We start from the raw sequence: 16,295 nt of genomic DNA, 5'->3' as shown, positions 1-16,295 counted from the left end.
CTCTCCCGACCTAGGTTTACTTTGTAATATGCGGTCTTTACCTGAAAGTTCAATCCTTGACAGAAAAAAAGGGCCTTTCCGGCCCTTTTTCGAACACTTTTAATACAGTTTCGGATTATTCGCCCGAAGCCTGCTTATTTTTCTGCTGATTCGCGTAAATTAGAATAGGATCGGATTCACCAGCGATTACCGACTCATCCACCACAACTTTCGCGACCCCTTCAATAGAAGGCAGTTCATACATAGTGCCCAGCAGAACACCTTCCACAATGGAACGTAGACCACGAGCACCTGTTTTGCGAGCCATAGCCTTTTTCGCGATAGCTCTTAAAGCATCTTCACGAAACTCCAATTCAACGTCTTCCATTTCAAACAAAGCTGAGTATTGCTTGGTTAACGCATTTTTTGGCTCACGCAAAATTTCAATCAACGCTTCTTCATCCAGCTCATCTAGCGTGGCTACAACCGGTAAGCGACCAATGAATTCGGGAATCAAGCCATAGCGAACCAAATCTTCCGGTTCCACTTTAGCAATGATTGCCCCTTCTTCACTTTGCGTCTTACTCTTCACTTCTGCGCCAAAACCAATACCGGTTCCGGTAGACAAGCGTTGCTCGATAACTTTATTCAAGCCAGCAAAAGCACCGCCACAGATAAACAGAATTTTTGATGTATCGACTTGCAGAAACTCTTGTTGAGGATGTTTCCGACCACCTTGTGGCGGCACAGAAGCAACTGTTCCTTCAATCAGTTTCAGTAAGGCTTGTTGTACACCTTCACCACTGACATCGCGAGTAATCGACGGATTGTCCGACTTACGTGAAATCTTATCAATCTCATCAATATAGACAATACCACGCTCTGCTTTCTCAACGTCGTAATCACACTTCTGTAAAAGCTTTTGAATTATGTTTTCAACGTCTTCGCCAACATAACCCGCTTCGGTTAATGTTGTTGCATCTGCCATAGTAAATGGCACATCCAAATAACGCGCTAAGGTTTCAGCCAGGAAAGTTTTTCCTGAGCCTGTCGGACCAATTAGCAGGATATTACTTTTGCCAAGCTCAACTTCCTGCTTGGCTGAACCGCGTAAGCGTTTATAGTGATTATAAACGGCTACCGACAACACCTTTTTGGCGCGATCCTGACCAATAACATAGTCATCCAAATGCTTACGGATAGCTTTTGGCACAGGCAACTCATCCTGATCCGGAACCGGAGACAGTTGATGAATTTCTTCTTTTAGAATGTCATTGCATAGCTCAACGCATTCATCACAAATGAATACGGACGGTCCTGCAATAAGCTTCTTAACTTCGTGCTGACTTTTGCCACAAAAAGTGCAATATAGCGGCTTATCGCCGTCACCTTTGGACTGATCCGTCATGCTTTTCTCCTAACTGCTCTGCGCCAACTCAGGACTCTTCGCCACGCTGACGTAAAATACCATCAACCAGGCCGTAATCGATTGACTCTTCTGCCGATAAAAAGTGATCGCGATCAGTGTCTCTGGCCACTTTCTCGTAATCCTGACCTGTGTTCTCCGCTAACATACGGTTTAAGCGCTCTTTCAGATCCAAAATTTGTTTCGCATGAATTTCAAAATCTGACGCTTGTCCCTGGAATCCACCCAACGGCTGGTGAATCATCACTCGGGAATTAGGTAAACAATAACGTTTACCCTGAGCCCCCCCAGCCAATAGGAACGCGCCCATACTGGCCGCTTGGCCCATACATACCGTGCTAACATCCGGCTTAATAAAGCGCATGGTATCGTAAATAGCCATACCCGCTGTCACTACCCCACCAGGCGAATTAATGTAAAGGTAAATGTCTTTATCAGGATTATCTGATTCTAAAAACAGTAGCTGAGCCACAATGAGATTGGCCATGTGGTCTTCTACCTGACCACAACAAAAAATGACACGTTCTTTTAAGAGACGTGAATAGATGTCGTAAGAGCGCTCACCTTTCGAAGTCTGCTCGACGACCATAGGGACTAGCTGTGCCATTGGATCCTGAATATCGCTCGACATGTTTTATAAAGCTCCTGAAATAAAAATGGCTCGTATGAGGTCATACGAGCCATTAAACCAAGCTGTAGCGGGACCCGTCAAGGATTCCGTTACACTAGATTACTGCTGCTTCGGATTCATGATGTCATCAAAGCTCGCTTTTTTATCTTTAACCGAGGCTTTTTCCAACACGAATTCGATTGCTTGCTCTTCCAACGCTAAGTTACGAACTTGCTGCATCATATCGTTGTTTGACTTGTAGTATTCCACAACTTCCTGCGGGTCTTCATAAGCAGAAGCTGCCGTTGCGATGATTTCATCAACTTTCTCATCATCAGCTTTAAGCTCGTTACCACGAATCACTTCACCTAATAACAAACCAACTTTAACACGCTCTTTCGCTTGTTCTTCGAACAGCTCCGCCGGTAAGTCAGGCATTTGTTCAACATTACCACCGAAACGTTGAGCCGCTTGCTTACGCAACTGGTCAATTTCTTGGTCGATCATTGATTTAGGCAGTTCAACGTCGTTGTTTTCAACAATACCTTTCAGTACTTGTTCTTTAACTTTTGCTTTCACTGCGTTTTTCAGCTCGCGTTCCATATTTTTGCGAACTTCTTCTTTCAACGCTTCAACGCCGCCTTCTTTCACACCAAACAATGCAACGAACTCATCGTTTAGCTCTGGCAGGTCACGTGCTTCAACTTTCTTCGCGGTTACCACGAATTGCGCTTCTTTACCTTTCAGGTTTTCAGCGTGATAGTCTTCCGGGAAAGTGACTTCAATAGTCTTTTCTTCGCCCGCTTTAATTCCTTTGATTTGATCTTCAAACCCAGGAATCATGCGACCTTCGCCCAGCTCAAGCGCGAAGTCGTCAGCTTTACCGCCTTCAAATTCTTCACCGTCAATAGAACCAACGAAATCCATAGTGACACGGTCACCCTTTTTGGATTTACGCTTAACTTCTTTCCAGTCAGCATGTTGTTTCTGCAACGTTTCCAGCATGTTGTCGACGTCTTTCTCAGTGACTTCAACAGCAGGCTTTTCAACTTTTACTTTGTCCAGGTTCTGTACTTCTACTTCTGGATACACTTCGAACGTAGCCGTGAACTCAAGATCTTTACCTGGCTCATTGACTTTAGGTTCAATTGCAGGTGCGCCAGCAGGGTTCAGTTTTTCCTGCATAACAGCTTCAAAGTACTTACTTTGCATGATACTTGACGCTGCACGTGAACGGGCTTCGCGACCAAACAGCTTTTGTAATACGTTTGGCGGAATTTTTCCTTTGCGGAAACCATTCACACGACGATGGCGATATTCTTCTTTTAATAAGCGTTTTACTTCGCTATCAATTGTATCTGCCGGGACTGTAACAGTCACACGACGTTCTAAACCTTGAGTTGTCTCTACAGAAACCTGCATTGCTTCATTACCTCGGTTTCAATCAATGAATGTTACTCGCATCAACTTATCATTATAAAAATGAGATACGGCAACGGCGTTGACCTTTAAAAATGACGCAGCATTATAGCGAGGTGACCGCCCGGAGTCGAGCCCCCGAGCGGCAATTTTTAGGCTTCACTTTAACGGAAGGAAAAATAACTAAGATTTATCTTTAAGCTCAAGGAGTAGATTGTTGATTTCGCCCAGTTTATCCGGTTTATCCCCGGCCATATTTTCTTGATCGGCGACTTCGGTTTCCAATTCATCATAACGCCACTGCGTCAGCACTTCGATTTTCTGCTCGTTTGAAAGCTCAGGATCATTTGCCACGTCTTGCGGAGAATCGAACGCTTCAGCGGGATTCTTTAAACTTTTCTTAAAGTCCATAACAATAGCTCCAGCCAAGGATTAACAACAAAATCTTTTGATTAAGTATTAGATAAATGTAGCAGTAGTGGCTGAAAAGAAAAAGGGGGAATTAGTGTAATGGTCGGCGATGCAGGATTTGAACCTGCGACCCCTTGGACCCAAACCAAGTGCGCTACCAAACTGCGCTAATCGCCGAAATACAGGATGTTACTTCAAAAGAAATGGGGTGGATGATGGGACTTGAACCCACGACAACCGGAATCACAATCCGGGGCTCTACCAACTGAGCTACACCCACCACTGAGTGATTTCTTTGGCGCGTTATGGCGCACCCGGCAGGATTCGAACCTGCGACCCACGGCTTAGAAGGCCGTTGCTCTATCCAACTGAGCTACGGGCGCATATCGAACCAATAAACCGTCAAGAGAATGGTCGGCGATGCAGGATTTGAACCTGCGACCCCTTGGACCCAAACCAAGTGCGCTACCAAACTGCGCTAATCGCCGAATTTCTCCGAAAGCCGTGTCATACGCAGCTTTTAAAAACACTATTGCTGGTCGACAACGGTGGCGAATATTACCTGCTGAAGACTGACCCGTCAAACTTTTTTTCGGTTATCAGTGCCGACTGGCTACTTTTGCAACAACCTGACGACTAAACCAACAACCGGTGACATTCAGGGCAGAAAAAAGTTACAATACAACTTATATATCACCTTGAATTCTCTCATCTTTGGGAACGTCATTATGCCAGCTCAAATTATCGATGGTAAAACCATCGCTGCCACTGTTCGCCAGGCGGTTAAACAGCAAGTAAAAGAACGCATTGATTCCGGATTACGCGCACCAGGGTTAGCTGTTGTTCTGGTCGGAAGCGACGCCGCTTCAGAAGTTTACGTGGGCAACAAGCGCCGTGCCTGTGAAGACGTTGGTTTTCGCTCGTTTGATTACGACTTACCAATAACCACAACACAGAAAGAACTTGAGAAGCTCATTGAAGAGCTGAACGATGACGACGCCGTAGATGGTATTTTAGTTCAGCTTCCGTTGCCTGCGGGTCTGGATGCCACACCAATTTTAGAAAGAATTCGCCCGGATAAAGATGTCGACGGCTTCCATCCATTCAATATTGGACGTTTGTCACAACGTATCCCGGCTTTGCGCCCCTGTACCCCCAAAGGTATTATGACACTGTTAGAGCATACGCACGTTGACTTACACGGCTTAAACGCAGTGGTTGTCGGGGCATCGAATATTGTTGGTCGTCCAATGAGCCTGGAGTTATTACTGGCAGGAGCAACAACGACGGTGTGTCATCGCTTTACCAAAGACTTATCCGATCATGTCAAGCGTGCTGATATCGTTGTTGTTGCGGTAGGCAAAGCGGAGTTCATTCCTGGCGAGTGGATTAAACCTGGCGCCATCGTCATAGATGTAGGAATGAATCGCCTGCCCGATGGTCGATTAACCGGTGACGTGGAGTTCTCTGTCGCTGCCGAGCGAGCCGGCTGGATCACTCCTGTTCCCGGTGGCGTTGGCCCCATGACAGTTGCCTCGTTAATTGAGAACACATTGCAGGCCTGTGTCGATTATCACGACGTTCGTTAAATTTTATTGCTGTCGGTAGCCGCTTAACATGACATGTTGAGCGGTATTCGATAACCCCCACAACGGTTTATCAAATAAAGTACTTCGGCCTGCACAGTAAGTCGCGGCTTTTGAATCTGAGACTAAACTCTGTGTTGCCGCCAGAAAATCAGCAGCAATTGGAATTTCCAGTGGCAAGCACCAATAAGTTTCAATAACCAAAACGCGTGCCTGATGCCATTCCTCGGAGGCATTATCGCCAGCCCGTGCATGATAATGGTCAACCGAAATTTCCAGTACGTCTTTTTGCAATTCGTTATCCCAGCGCCAGTCCGAAAACTGGCGAAAATCATTAGTACTGGGTGACAGAACCTTTAATTGTCCAAAGCGCGAGAAATGAAGTCGCTGTTTAGCTATAGCCTCAGCTGCGGCGGCTATTTTGTTATCTATGTTCAGTTGTGGTTTTAAACCGGCCATTCCTGCCGCCAGCGTGTTCACCATGGCATTATTGTTACCATGGTTAAGACTTCCTGCTCTCACTGCATACTGATTCGCTACTGTAAGTGTTTGCTGCGCCCACCAAATAAAGAGAACCTGAACAAAAGTAAAAACGCAGGCGACAATAACAGGCCAAACGACCAGCAGCTCAACACTCGCCTGCCCGGATTGTTTTTTCAGTATTTTAACGGGGTTCAGAAAAGAAAAACCCGCTGCCGGAAAAGCAGCGGGAAGTGTTATGCTCAAGCGAGACAATAACATGAGGACCTCCGTGTCCGGTGTGCCGTGTCCTTCAATAGACACGGCACTATGTTAGTCCAGCTTTTATCTTTTAACTATTGGCAAAATGAGTGTTTGTTCGTAAGTTTTTAGCTACTTTTCCTCAACTTTCCATTTACCGTTACGGTAGAACGCCTTCCACCCTGTTTGTTTCTTCTTAATTTCAGTTACAACGTACTGTTCTTTATTCTTTCTTGAAAAACGAACAATAGCATCATTACCGTCATCATCTTCCTTGGGTGCTTCTGCCAGGTACTTAAATTTTTCCGGTAAACGATCTTTAAACTGAGCCAGCTCTTTTACCGTTACCGCGCGTGTTTCTCTGGATTTAGGGAAGGTATTGGCCGACAGGAAAATACCGGAGGCACCGTCTCTTAGCACAAAGTAAGCATCCGACTCTTCACAAGGCAATTCCGGTAACGGCACAGGGTCTTCTTTCGGTGGCGCAGCTTCCCCGCTGCGCAGTAATTTCCGAGTGTTTTTGCACTCACTGTTGGTACAACCAAAATATTTACCAAAACGTCCCGTTTTTAACTGCATTTCAGAACCACACTTATCGCATTCAATGGTGGGTCCGTCATAACCCTTAATGCGGAAAGTCCCCTCTTCAACCAGTTGGCCGTCACATGTTGGGTTGTTACCGCAAACATGAAGCTTACGCTTTTCATCAATAAGGTAACTGTCCATTGCGGTGCCACATTTAGGACAACGCTTTTTGGCCCGAAGCGCTTCAGTTTCACGCTCTTCTTCGTCAGTCACCTCTATAGCTTCTTCGCCCGGTGTCAGGTTAAGCGTTTTGGTACAACGCTCTTTGGGCGGCAGGTTATAGCCAGAACAGCCAAGGAATACTCCCGTGGAAGCTGTTCTTATTCCCATTTTGCGACCACATTCAGGGCAGTCGATATCGGTAAGAACCATGCTGTTCTCGCGCATACCGCCTTCGGTCGGTTCCAGTTCTGCTTTTTCCAGACGCTCTTTAAAGTCGGCATAAAACTTATCCAGAGTCTCTTTCCAGTTCCGCTTTCCGGCAGCAATATCATCCAGAGCCTGTTCCATTTCCGCCGTAAAGTTATAGTTCATTAGCTCAGTGAAGTTCTCAACCAACCGGTCATTGACAATTTCACCCATTTTCTCAGCAAAGAACCGACGGCTCTCAACCCGAACATAACCGCGATCCTGAATGGTAGAAATAATTGAAGCATAAGTTGATGGACGACCAATGCCTCGTTTCTCCAGCTCTTTGACTAAAGAAGCCTCACCATAACGCGCCGGCGGCTTAGTAAAGTGTTGTTCCGGGTTCAGTTTCTCCAGCTGTAATGCATCGCCTTTTTTCACATCAGGCAAGGTCGCATCACCGTCTTTTTTACTACTGGCCGGAGGCATCACCTTAGTCCAACCGGCAAACCGCATCACGCGTCCGCGAGCTTTCAATTCAAAATCGCCGGCGGTTGCCGTCAGGGTGGTACTATCGTATCGAGCCGGTACCATTTGGCAGGCCACAAACTGACGCCAAATCAACTCATACAAACGCTGCGCGTCTCGCTCCACAGAAGCCAGTGACTCTGACTTAACCTTCACATCTGACGGACGTATCGCTTCGTGCGCTTCCTGTGCGTTACTTTTTGCACCATAGCGAACAGGAGCGTCCGGTAAATAATTTTTACCAAAGTCCTTGGTAATTAATTCACGACAAGCATCGACAGCCTCAGAACTTAAATTGGTTGAGTCAGTACGCATGTACGTAATGTGGCCTGCTTCATACAGACGCTGAGCCATCATCATGGTTTTCTTAACGCCAAAGCCTAACCGGGTACTGGCGGCTTGCTGCAGAGTCGAGGTAATAAAAGGCGCACTGGGTTTACTGGACGTTGGCTTATCTTCACGCCCGGTAATTTCATAGCCGGCTTTTTTCAGTAGTGCTAAAGCTGCGTCCGTTTCCTGTTTATTGGACGGACGGAAGTTCTTACCAGCCTGCTTCATCACCTGCATGCGCAGAGACTCGTCCGCAGGCGTGTTTAAGTCTGCATGAACGTCCCAGTACTCTTCCGGTACAAAGGCTTTAATTTCACGCTCACGTTCAACCACAAGCCTTACAGCGACAGATTGGACACGTCCTGCTGACAACCCTCGGGCGATTTTCTTCCACAACAAGGGCGACACCATAAAACCAACGACCCGATCCAGGAAACGTCGGGTCTGCTGCGCATTAACCCGGTCGGTGTTCAGCTCTGCCGGATGTTGAAAAGCTTCTTGAATGGCTTTTTTCGTTATTTCGTTAAACACCACGCGTTTATATCGCGAGTCATCACCACCAATAAGTTCCCGCAAGTGCCAAGCTATCGCCTCTCCCTCGCGGTCCAAATCCGTTGCCAGAATAATTTCATCTGACTTTTTGGCTAACTGTTTTAGCTCTTTAACGACTTTTTCTTTTCCCTGCAGAACCTCGTAATGCGCTTCCCAGTCATTTTCCGGGTCAACCCCCATACGAGCAATCAGTCGCTTATAATCACGTTCTTTCTGGTATTTTGCCTTAGCATCCGGCGACATCTTGCGTACTTCTGCAGCCGGCTTACTCTTTATTGTCTCAGTGGCACGGGTAGGCAGATCACGGACATGACCAACACTGGACTTAACGACAAAGTCCTTACCTAAATACTTATTAATCGTTTTGGCTTTTGCCGGAGACTCGACAATGACGAGCGATTTTGCCATAGAATAATCGTTCTCTTGTTGTAGATGACCGTGTATATACGTGCTAACAGTAACAATTACAAGTGCAATTGCTCTTTAGCGGCCTTTTTTAGGTATATCGGTTATCGCTTGCAGAAACAACCGCAACTCGGTTATTTGATAAAAATTCGCACAAGTTAAATAAACAGTCACAATTACGTTAGCAAGCCAAAGTCCAGAAAAATAAAGGCTTTCAAGGCCGTTTTAAAACAGTATAATGGCAATTAAGTTTCTATTTTTAGGTGCACGATACGTGCAGGGAGTATCGACAAGTGAGCATGCAACACTTCGAAGTCAACTATGACGGTTTGGTTGGGCCAACTCATAACTACGCTGGACTGTCGTTCGGCAACGTTGCCTCTTTAGCCAATGCAAAAGCAACATCCAGCCCCAAACATGCTGCCCTGCAAGGTCTGAAAAAAATGAAAGCCTTGCACGATATGGGAATGAAGCAAGGTGTGTTGGCGCCACAGGAACGCCCGGATATTTTTGCATTACGCCGCCTGGGCTTCCACGGTACCGATTCCGAGGTTTTATACCGTGCAGCAACCGAAGCGCCCGCCATATTTCAGGCCGTTTGCTCCGCTTCCAGTATGTGGACAGCCAATGCCGCGACAGTTTCGCCCAGTGCAGACACAGCAAATGGGAAAGTGCATTTCACTCCGGCGAATCTGACCAATAAGTTTCACCGTTCGTTAGAACCACAAACCAGTGGCCGTATTCTGCAGGCAATGTTCAATAATGGTCGTTATTTTGAGCATCACACCCACCTGCCGGACAATGAACATTTTGGTGACGAAGGTGCCGCGAACCACACCCGTCTGTGTCGTGAATATGGTCATGCCGGAATTGAGCTCTTTGTTTTTGGCCGTTACGCCTTCGACAGTTCTAAACCAGCACCTAAGCGCTTCCCGGCAAGACAGACTCTGGAAGCCTCTCAGGCAATTGCCCGGTTGCATGGTTTAAGTGAAGACAACACCGTTTACATTCAGCAGAACCCCGATGTTATTGACCAGGGCGTATTCCATAATGATGTTATCGCGGTCGGTAACCAGAATGTGCTTTTTTATCACGAGCAGGCCTTTACTGATACCGAGTCGAAATTAGCAGAAATTCAACGTAAATTCGGCGAACATCCGCTACATTTCATTAAAGTTGCTACAGAACAAGTGAGCATTCAGGACGCAGTAAATACCTACTTATTCAATACTCAGTTAATTACACCGCCCGACGGCCAAATGACCATTATCGCGCCTACAGAGTGCCAGGAAAACGATAATGTCCGTTCCTATCTTGAGCAGTTGACGCAAAGCGCTGACAGCCCAATTAAGCGGGTTGAGTACTTTGATGTGAAACAGAGTATGCGCAACGGGGGCGGTCCAGCCTGTTTGCGTTTACGTGTTGCTTTAAACGATGAAGAAATAGCGGGTGCAAACCAGAATTGCCTGATGTCTGACGGGTTATTTAATCGTTTGAATCAATGGGTAGAGAAGCATTACCGTGATGAGTTAGCGGTCGATGATTTACGTGACCCGGCGCTGCTGGAAGAATCACGCACGGCACTTGATGAGTTAACACAAATTATGAAGCTGGGTTCGGTGTACCCATTCCAGCAAGACTGAGCGCCCAGCGCTCAGTCTTTTATTTCAGAATGAATTAATCGTTGTCGTTGTGAAGTTCGAGGTTGGCGTCTTCTGAGCCGTCACGATCGGACCTTGCAACGTCATTACGTGCCGCATGCAAACGATCTAAGTACTCCTGGCTCACATCACCCGTTACGTATTCACCACTGAATACCGACGTATCAAAACGTTTAATTGATCGGTTCTCTGCTCCTACTGCTTCAATTAAGTCGTCAAGATCCTGATAAATGAGACCATCAGCTTTAATTATGTCACGAATTTCCGTTGCTTCACGTCCGTGACCAATCAGCTCGTTAGCGCTTGGCATATCAATGCCGTAAACGTTCGGGAAGCGAATTTCCGGAGCAGCTGAAGCAAAATATACTTTCTTCGCACCGGCTTCACGAGCCATTTCAATTATTTGCTCTGACGTTGTTCCACGTACAATTGAATCATCAACCAGCAGAACGTTCTTACCACGGAATTCCGCGCTAATGGCATTTAACTTTCGGCGTACTGATTTACGTCGCTGAGTCTGTCCCGGCATAATAAAGGTACGACCAATATAACGGTTTTTCACAAAGCCCTGGCGATAAGGTAAGTCCAGCACGCTGGCTATCTCTAAAGCGATATCACAGCTGGTTTCAGGAATTGGAATAACCACATCAATATCGAGTTCGCCGTAATCACGCTTTATCTTCTCGCCCAGCTTACGGCCCATATTAACCCGAGAGGCATAGACCGAAATGCCATCAATAAACGAGTCGGGACGCGCAAAGTACACGTACTCAAAAATACACGGACAATGTATTGGCTTATCAGCGCACTGACGAGAATACAGCTTGCCATCGTTTGTAATATAAATAGCTTCGCCAGGCTCGACATCGCGCATATATTTAAAACCGGTGCCGTCAATGGCAACGCTTTCAGAGGCAACAATGTACTCTTCGCCGTCTTCGGTATCACGTTTACCCAGGGCTAAAGGACGAATGCCCCATGGGTCACGGAATGCAACCATGCCATGACCGAGGATCATTGCTACCACGGCATAAGAACCACGAACCTGACGGTGAACCGCGGTCATGGTGCGAAAAACGTCTTCTTCGCTCAGCGTTAAACTCTCGTTTTTATCCAGCTCATTGGCAAAAATGTTCAGCAAAATTTCCGAGTCGGAGGTGGTATTAATGTGGCGACGGGCCGTTTGAAACAAATGTTCCTGAACGTCAGCAGCATTAGTTAAGTTACCGTTGTGCGCCATGGCAATACCAAAAGGCGAGTTAACATAGAATGGCTGCGCTTCTGCTGAGCTCGAACTTCCGGCCGTAGGGTAACGCACATGACCAATACCGACATTACCCGACAAGCGGTGCATGTGACGTGTATGGAACACATCCCGCACCAATCCGTTGGCTTTTCTTAAACGCAAAGTACAGTGCTCATCAACTGTCATAATACCAGCGGCGTCCTGGCCACGATGTTGAAGCATGGTTAACCCATCGTAAAGCGCTTGGTTAACAGGCTGCTTACCAACAATACCAACAATACCACACATGTCTTTTCACCTTTTTATACAGGTTGAGGGACTAAAAAACTGGAGCTGTTTTCCAGATAGCTGAAAAACCACTGAATAAATACACCGAAATGGGGAATTAACACGGACCCCTTCCACCATTCACTGGAAGATAACGTAGTAAAGGAGTCGATAAAGAATAATAACGCACTGACAATTAGCACTCCGCGTAAGGCGCCAAACACCAGACCAAGAACCCGGTCAGTTCCGGACAACCCGGTGTGATGAACTAATTGAGAAAGAATATAGTTGATAATAGCGCCCAGAATAAGTGTCGCTACAAATAATGCGGCAATAGCGGCAGCGTTTCTGACCAGCGGATCACCAATTTGGGTAAAGTATACCGCAAGATCTTCGTAGAACTGACTAGCGATAAAAAAAGCTGCTATCCAGATGGCCAGAGATACGGCTTCTTTAACGAACCCTCTTACCAGGCTGATAAGCGTAGAAAGGCCGATAACAATAATAATGGCGTAGTCAATCCAGAGCATAATGACTCACAATTGCTGGGCTAAAGACGCGGGCGATTTTAACAGAATGCGATTCATAATGTGATTTCTTTTCGCATATATTGCAAAACTTATGGCCGGTAGGTAATGACCTTACCTTCAAGGCCAGTTAGCTCTTTTAACGGCGTCAGTTGCTTTTCTAGTTCTGTTTTTGATGTATCCGGACCAACCAATACACGGATCAAAGAACCTCCGGACGTCTCTTGAGAGTAGGCGGCAAAGCCTTTTGCCTGTAACTGCGAAATTAACCGCTTAACGCTGTCTTCCTGACTAAAAGCACCTAACTGAATAACCCAGGCTTTACCATCGGCAGCAAACTCTGTAGGTTCGCGTGGGGGCGCCTGAACGTCGTTATCTTCGTTAACGGGAGCGGCCTCGTCTGCTGTCTTCTCAACATTTGATGACGCTTCTTCAACTGTAACGGGCTCTGCTACTGTTGTATCTGAGAGAGTTTCAGGTTTCTGCAGCTGCTCCTCTACTGCGGGCTTTAATGGAATGGTTTCCATTGGTTCCACAGGCCCTTTCTTTTCGCCATCAAGCACATCCGGAATAATGATCACGGCTAACGCCACAAGTATTAAAGTGCCAACGAGACGATTTTGTAGAGGACTGGACAAAGCTCAAGCTCCTTTTAGGTACGCGTTAATTCTCGCTACAGTGTAAAACGAGCCGAAGCCGAAAACCAGAGCCTTACCATGATTCATTTGCCATTGCTGCGCTGCTGTCACTGCTGCTGCAAACGCCTGCTCCACCGATTCAAACAGATAACAGGATTCTGTAGGTAATTTAGCATTGATCACCAAGTTATCCGCATTCTCACCACGCGGCTCCGACAATGAGCCAAGATACCAGGCAGAAGCCTGAGAACTCAATGCGTTAGCGACACCGGCATGGTCTTTGTCACTTAACATCCCCACAACAGCAAAAATTTTATGTTGTGGATAAAATCTATTCAAATAGCGACTAGCATAAACTGCAGCCTGCGGGTTATGCGCAACGTCCAGCAAAACTCCAATACCATTAACGGTATCAGACTGCATTCTCCCAGGTAAACTTGCCCGAGTAATACCTTCACGAATAGCCGATAAGCTGACTGGTAACGGCAATTGTTCGATAGCCGCAATGGCTGTTGACGCGTTGATAAGAGGCAGTTTTGGTAACGGCAAGTCATTCAATTGGGTGTTCTGACTACGATAACTCCAGCTTTCATCGTATTCGGTACGATGAAAGTCACGCCCGACTTGATAAAGCTTAGCACCGATGCGCTCCGCGCTTTCTGCAATACTGGCCGTTGGACTTGCTTCACCACAAATTAATGGCTTACCCGATCTGGCAATACCGGCTTTTTCATACCCAATGTGCTCACGATTATTTCCGAGAAAAGCAATGTGGTCGATGCCGATACTGGTGACCACAGCCACGTCTGCGTCAACACAGTTAACCGCGTCTAGACGCCCACCCAGGCCTACCTCAAGAATAGCGACATCCGGAGACTGGCGACCCATTAACCAAAGCGCCGCTAACGTACCAAACTCAAAATAAGTTAATGACGTATTGTTACGAGCCTGCTCAATAGCATGAAATGCTTTAACGTGTTCGGAGTCCGGCAATTCTTGCGCATTAACCCGAACTCGCTCGCGATACTCGGTAATATGCGGTGAGGTATAAACGCCGGTAGTGTAACCTGCCGCTTGCAGAATCGTTTCCAGATAGCAAACTGTTGAGCCTTTACCATTGGTTCCGCTAACCGTTATGACTAAAGCTGCCGGCTTTAATACGCCGGCATTAGCAGCCACTCTGGCTACACGCTCCAGACCCATATCGATATTTTTCGGATGAAGTTTTTCGAGGTAGGTCAGCCACTCCTGCAGTGATGCAGTCACTGCAGGAGCTGATGAGGATATCTCCGCCATTACTCGTTTACACTTACTTCCGTAGCTTCGGTAGAAGGTAAGTTTTGCATTTTCGCCAACAAACGGGCAACAGTATCGCGCATATCACGACGGTCGGTAATCATGTCGATAGCCCCATGTTCCAGCAGGAACTCAGCGCGTTGAAAACCTTCCGGTAAGGTTTGACGAACCGTTTGTTCAATAACCCGAGGTCCGGCAAAGCCGATGAGAGCTTTTGGTTCAGCAATATGAATATCGCCCAACATTGCCAGACTCGCAGAAACACCACCCATGGTCGGGTCGGTTAATATCGAGATGAACGGCAGGCCTTCTTCGCTCATACGAGCTAAAGCCGCAGAGGTCTTAGCCATTTGCATTAACGACATCAGAGCTTCCTGCATACGAGCACCGCCGGAGGCAGAGAAACATACCAGCGGAATACGATGCTTAAGGCAGACTTCGGCAGCCAGTACAAACTTAGCCCCTACCACCGATGCCATGGAGCCGCCCATAAAGTTAAAGTCAAAGGCAACCGCGACTAGAGGAACGCCTTTTACGGTACCTTTCTCGGCAATTAGGGCGTCGTTCTCACCCGTGCTTTTTTGCGCGGCAGCAATACGGTCTTTGTATTTTTTGGAATCTTTAAAGCGCAGAACATCTTTTGGCTCTAAATCTGTGCCTATTTCTTCGCGATTGTCTTTATCCAGAAAAATATCTAAACGGCTGCGCCCGGTAACCCGCATGTGATGATCACACTTAGGGCAAACATTAAGGCTGCGTTCTAAATCAGCCTTATAAATAATATTGCCACAGGCCGTGCACTTGCTCCACACGCCCTCTGGAACGCCACGTCGTTTGTTAATTTTTGGCTTCGCAAGAATTCTTTCTATCCAGCTCATACTATTCCGCCCAAAGGCTGTTATTAGTCAATTTGATGTAGCTTACATGGTACCACAAATGGGTCAAGCAAAGAGGTCATAACAGTGACTCTTAATCGCCTAGCCACAAAGGTCCCAGTGGAGCATCGGGTATATTATAGTGTTCCGGGTAAGTTACTGCCACCAGGTAAAGTCCGCCGGGTTTCGCTGTAGCTGCAGCCTTGGTGCGGTCTTTCTGTCTTAACAATTCGCCAATCCAGTCCGGTGGCTGCAGGTGCTGACCAACAACGATCAAACTGCCGACGATATTTCGCACCATGTGGTGCAAAAAGGCATTCGCCGAAATATCCACGATAATATAGTCGCCACGGCGTTCAACCGTTAAATCGGAAACCTTACGAAACGGGGTATGCGACTGGCAATGAGATGCCCGGAATGCAGTAAAGTCGTGTTCACCGACTAGCGCCTGAGCAGCTTCTTGCATAACTTCAGCGTCAAGTGGTTGATGATAATGACTGACCCCTGCCGAATGGATACCCGGACGGAATCTGGTATTGGCAATAATATAACGGTAACGTCGCGACGTAGCGCTAAACCGCGCACTGAACTCACTGTCAACTTCCCGCGCCCAGCGTACAGCAATACCAGCGGGCAGATTACTGTTCACTCCTAACGTCCAGGCAACATCAGCTCTTGGTACCGGGACATCAAAATGCACGATCTGTGCGGTAGCATGAACACCAGCATCCGTTCTGCCGGCACAAGTTACCTCAACAGGCGCATTCGCTATTTTACTCAAAGCCTCTTCAACACACTGCTGAACACTGGCTACTTCACGTTGTCGTTGCCATCCATAATAACGACTGCCGTCGTATTCAAGGCATAAGGCCATTCGCATACTACT

Annotated in this window: 15 protein-coding genes and 4 tRNA genes; 3 read left to right on the top strand and 16 right to left on the bottom strand. The window is 46.9% G+C overall.

Annotation, left to right across the window (positions count from 1 at the left end; genetic code table 11):
- Positions 1-115 precede the first annotated feature (115 nt).
- From clpX to DEU30_RS00875, 8 genes are all read right to left on the bottom strand, one after another.
- Entirely contained in the window at positions 116-1,387 is a 1,272-nt protein-coding gene (clpX, locus tag DEU30_RS00910) for an ATP-dependent protease ATP-binding subunit ClpX (RefSeq protein ID WP_011234255.1), read from the bottom strand.
- 28 nt (positions 1,388-1,415) lie between these two features.
- Positions 1,416-2,036, bottom strand: coding sequence for an ATP-dependent Clp endopeptidase proteolytic subunit ClpP (clpP, locus tag DEU30_RS00905; RefSeq protein ID WP_011234256.1), 621 nt, complete (start codon positions 2,034-2,036; stop codon positions 1,416-1,418).
- Positions 2,037-2,135: 99 nt separating this feature from the next.
- The gene (tig, locus tag DEU30_RS00900; RefSeq protein WP_011234257.1) at positions 2,136-3,437 is read right to left on the bottom strand and encodes a trigger factor; all 1,302 of its coding nucleotides are present in this window, start codon (positions 3,435-3,437) and stop codon (positions 2,136-2,138) included.
- A 180-nt stretch (positions 3,438-3,617) separates the two neighbouring features.
- Positions 3,618-3,845 carry a hypothetical protein gene (locus tag DEU30_RS00895; RefSeq protein WP_011234258.1) on the bottom strand — a complete coding sequence of 76 codons (228 nt, stop codon included), beginning with the start codon at positions 3,843-3,845 and terminating at the stop codon, positions 3,618-3,620.
- A gap of 100 nt (positions 3,846-3,945) precedes the next feature.
- A tRNA-Pro gene (locus DEU30_RS00890) sits at positions 3,946-4,022 on the bottom strand.
- A gap of 27 nt (positions 4,023-4,049) precedes the next feature.
- A tRNA-His gene (locus DEU30_RS00885) sits at positions 4,050-4,125 on the bottom strand.
- Positions 4,126-4,151: 26 nt separating this feature from the next.
- Positions 4,152-4,228, bottom strand: a tRNA-Arg gene (locus DEU30_RS00880).
- Positions 4,229-4,256: 28 nt separating this feature from the next.
- Positions 4,257-4,333, bottom strand: a tRNA-Pro gene (locus DEU30_RS00875).
- Between DEU30_RS00875 and DEU30_RS00870 the strand changes: the two genes are divergently transcribed.
- Both DEU30_RS00870 and folD read left to right on the top strand, forming a co-directional pair.
- Positions 4,306-4,485: a hypothetical protein gene (locus DEU30_RS00870; RefSeq protein WP_081423216.1), complete on the top strand. Its 180-nt coding sequence runs from the start codon at positions 4,306-4,308 to the stop codon at positions 4,483-4,485. The genes DEU30_RS00875 and DEU30_RS00870 overlap by 28 nt on opposite strands.
- 88 nt (positions 4,486-4,573) lie before the next feature.
- A complete protein-coding gene (folD, locus tag DEU30_RS00865; protein WP_011234259.1) occupies positions 4,574-5,434 on the top strand; it encodes a bifunctional methylenetetrahydrofolate dehydrogenase/methenyltetrahydrofolate cyclohydrolase FolD in 861 nt (286 codons plus the stop codon).
- Between the two features lie 3 nt (positions 5,435-5,437).
- Here the strand turns inward: folD and DEU30_RS00860 are convergent, their stop codons facing one another.
- Positions 5,438-6,172 carry a TadE family protein gene (locus DEU30_RS00860; RefSeq protein WP_110012639.1) on the bottom strand — a complete coding sequence of 245 codons (735 nt, stop codon included), beginning with the start codon at positions 6,170-6,172 and terminating at the stop codon, positions 5,438-5,440.
- 111 nt (positions 6,173-6,283) lie between these two features.
- Positions 6,284-8,902, bottom strand: coding sequence for a type I DNA topoisomerase (gene topA / locus DEU30_RS00855; protein ID WP_114981562.1), 2,619 nt, complete (start codon positions 8,900-8,902; stop codon positions 6,284-6,286).
- A gap of 296 nt (positions 8,903-9,198) precedes the next feature.
- Between topA and astB the strand changes: the two genes are divergently transcribed.
- Positions 9,199-10,542: an N-succinylarginine dihydrolase gene (gene astB / locus DEU30_RS00850; RefSeq protein WP_011234262.1), complete on the top strand. Its 1,344-nt coding sequence runs from the start codon at positions 9,199-9,201 to the stop codon at positions 10,540-10,542.
- 34 nt (positions 10,543-10,576) lie between these two features.
- Here the strand turns inward: astB and purF are convergent, their stop codons facing one another.
- From purF to truA, 6 genes are all read right to left on the bottom strand, one after another.
- A complete protein-coding gene (gene purF / locus DEU30_RS00845) occupies positions 10,577-12,094 on the bottom strand; it encodes an amidophosphoribosyltransferase (protein WP_110012641.1) in 1,518 nt (505 codons plus the stop codon).
- A gap of 14 nt (positions 12,095-12,108) precedes the next feature.
- On the bottom strand, positions 12,109-12,603 hold the full coding sequence (locus DEU30_RS00840; RefSeq protein ID WP_114981563.1) for a CvpA family protein: 495 nt from the start codon (positions 12,601-12,603) through the stop codon (positions 12,109-12,111).
- A gap of 89 nt (positions 12,604-12,692) precedes the next feature.
- Positions 12,693-13,238, bottom strand: a complete 546-nt coding sequence (locus DEU30_RS00835) for an SPOR domain-containing protein (protein ID WP_114981564.1) — start codon at positions 13,236-13,238, stop codon at positions 12,693-12,695.
- Between the two features lie 3 nt (positions 13,239-13,241).
- Positions 13,242-14,534 (bottom strand): bifunctional tetrahydrofolate synthase/dihydrofolate synthase, encoded by a 1,293-nt coding sequence (folC, locus tag DEU30_RS00830; protein WP_114981565.1) that lies wholly within the window; start codon positions 14,532-14,534, stop codon positions 13,242-13,244.
- Positions 14,534-15,412 carry an acetyl-CoA carboxylase, carboxyltransferase subunit beta gene (gene accD / locus DEU30_RS00825; protein ID WP_011234267.1) on the bottom strand — a complete coding sequence of 293 codons (879 nt, stop codon included), beginning with the start codon at positions 15,410-15,412 and terminating at the stop codon, positions 14,534-14,536. The genes folC and accD overlap by 1 nt, the downstream gene beginning before the upstream one ends.
- Positions 15,413-15,503: 91 nt before the next feature.
- A complete protein-coding gene (truA, locus tag DEU30_RS00820) occupies positions 15,504-16,289 on the bottom strand; it encodes a tRNA pseudouridine(38-40) synthase TruA (RefSeq protein ID WP_011234268.1) in 786 nt (261 codons plus the stop codon).
- Positions 16,290-16,295: the final 6 nt, after the last annotated feature.

It is taken from the genome of Idiomarina sp. 017G (assembly GCF_004362265.1).
Taxonomy (GTDB): domain Bacteria; phylum Pseudomonadota; class Gammaproteobacteria; order Enterobacterales; family Alteromonadaceae; genus Idiomarina; species Idiomarina loihiensis.
The sequence above is the reverse complement of the archived record's forward strand: the minus strand, read 5'-3'. Positions and strand labels throughout refer to the sequence as shown.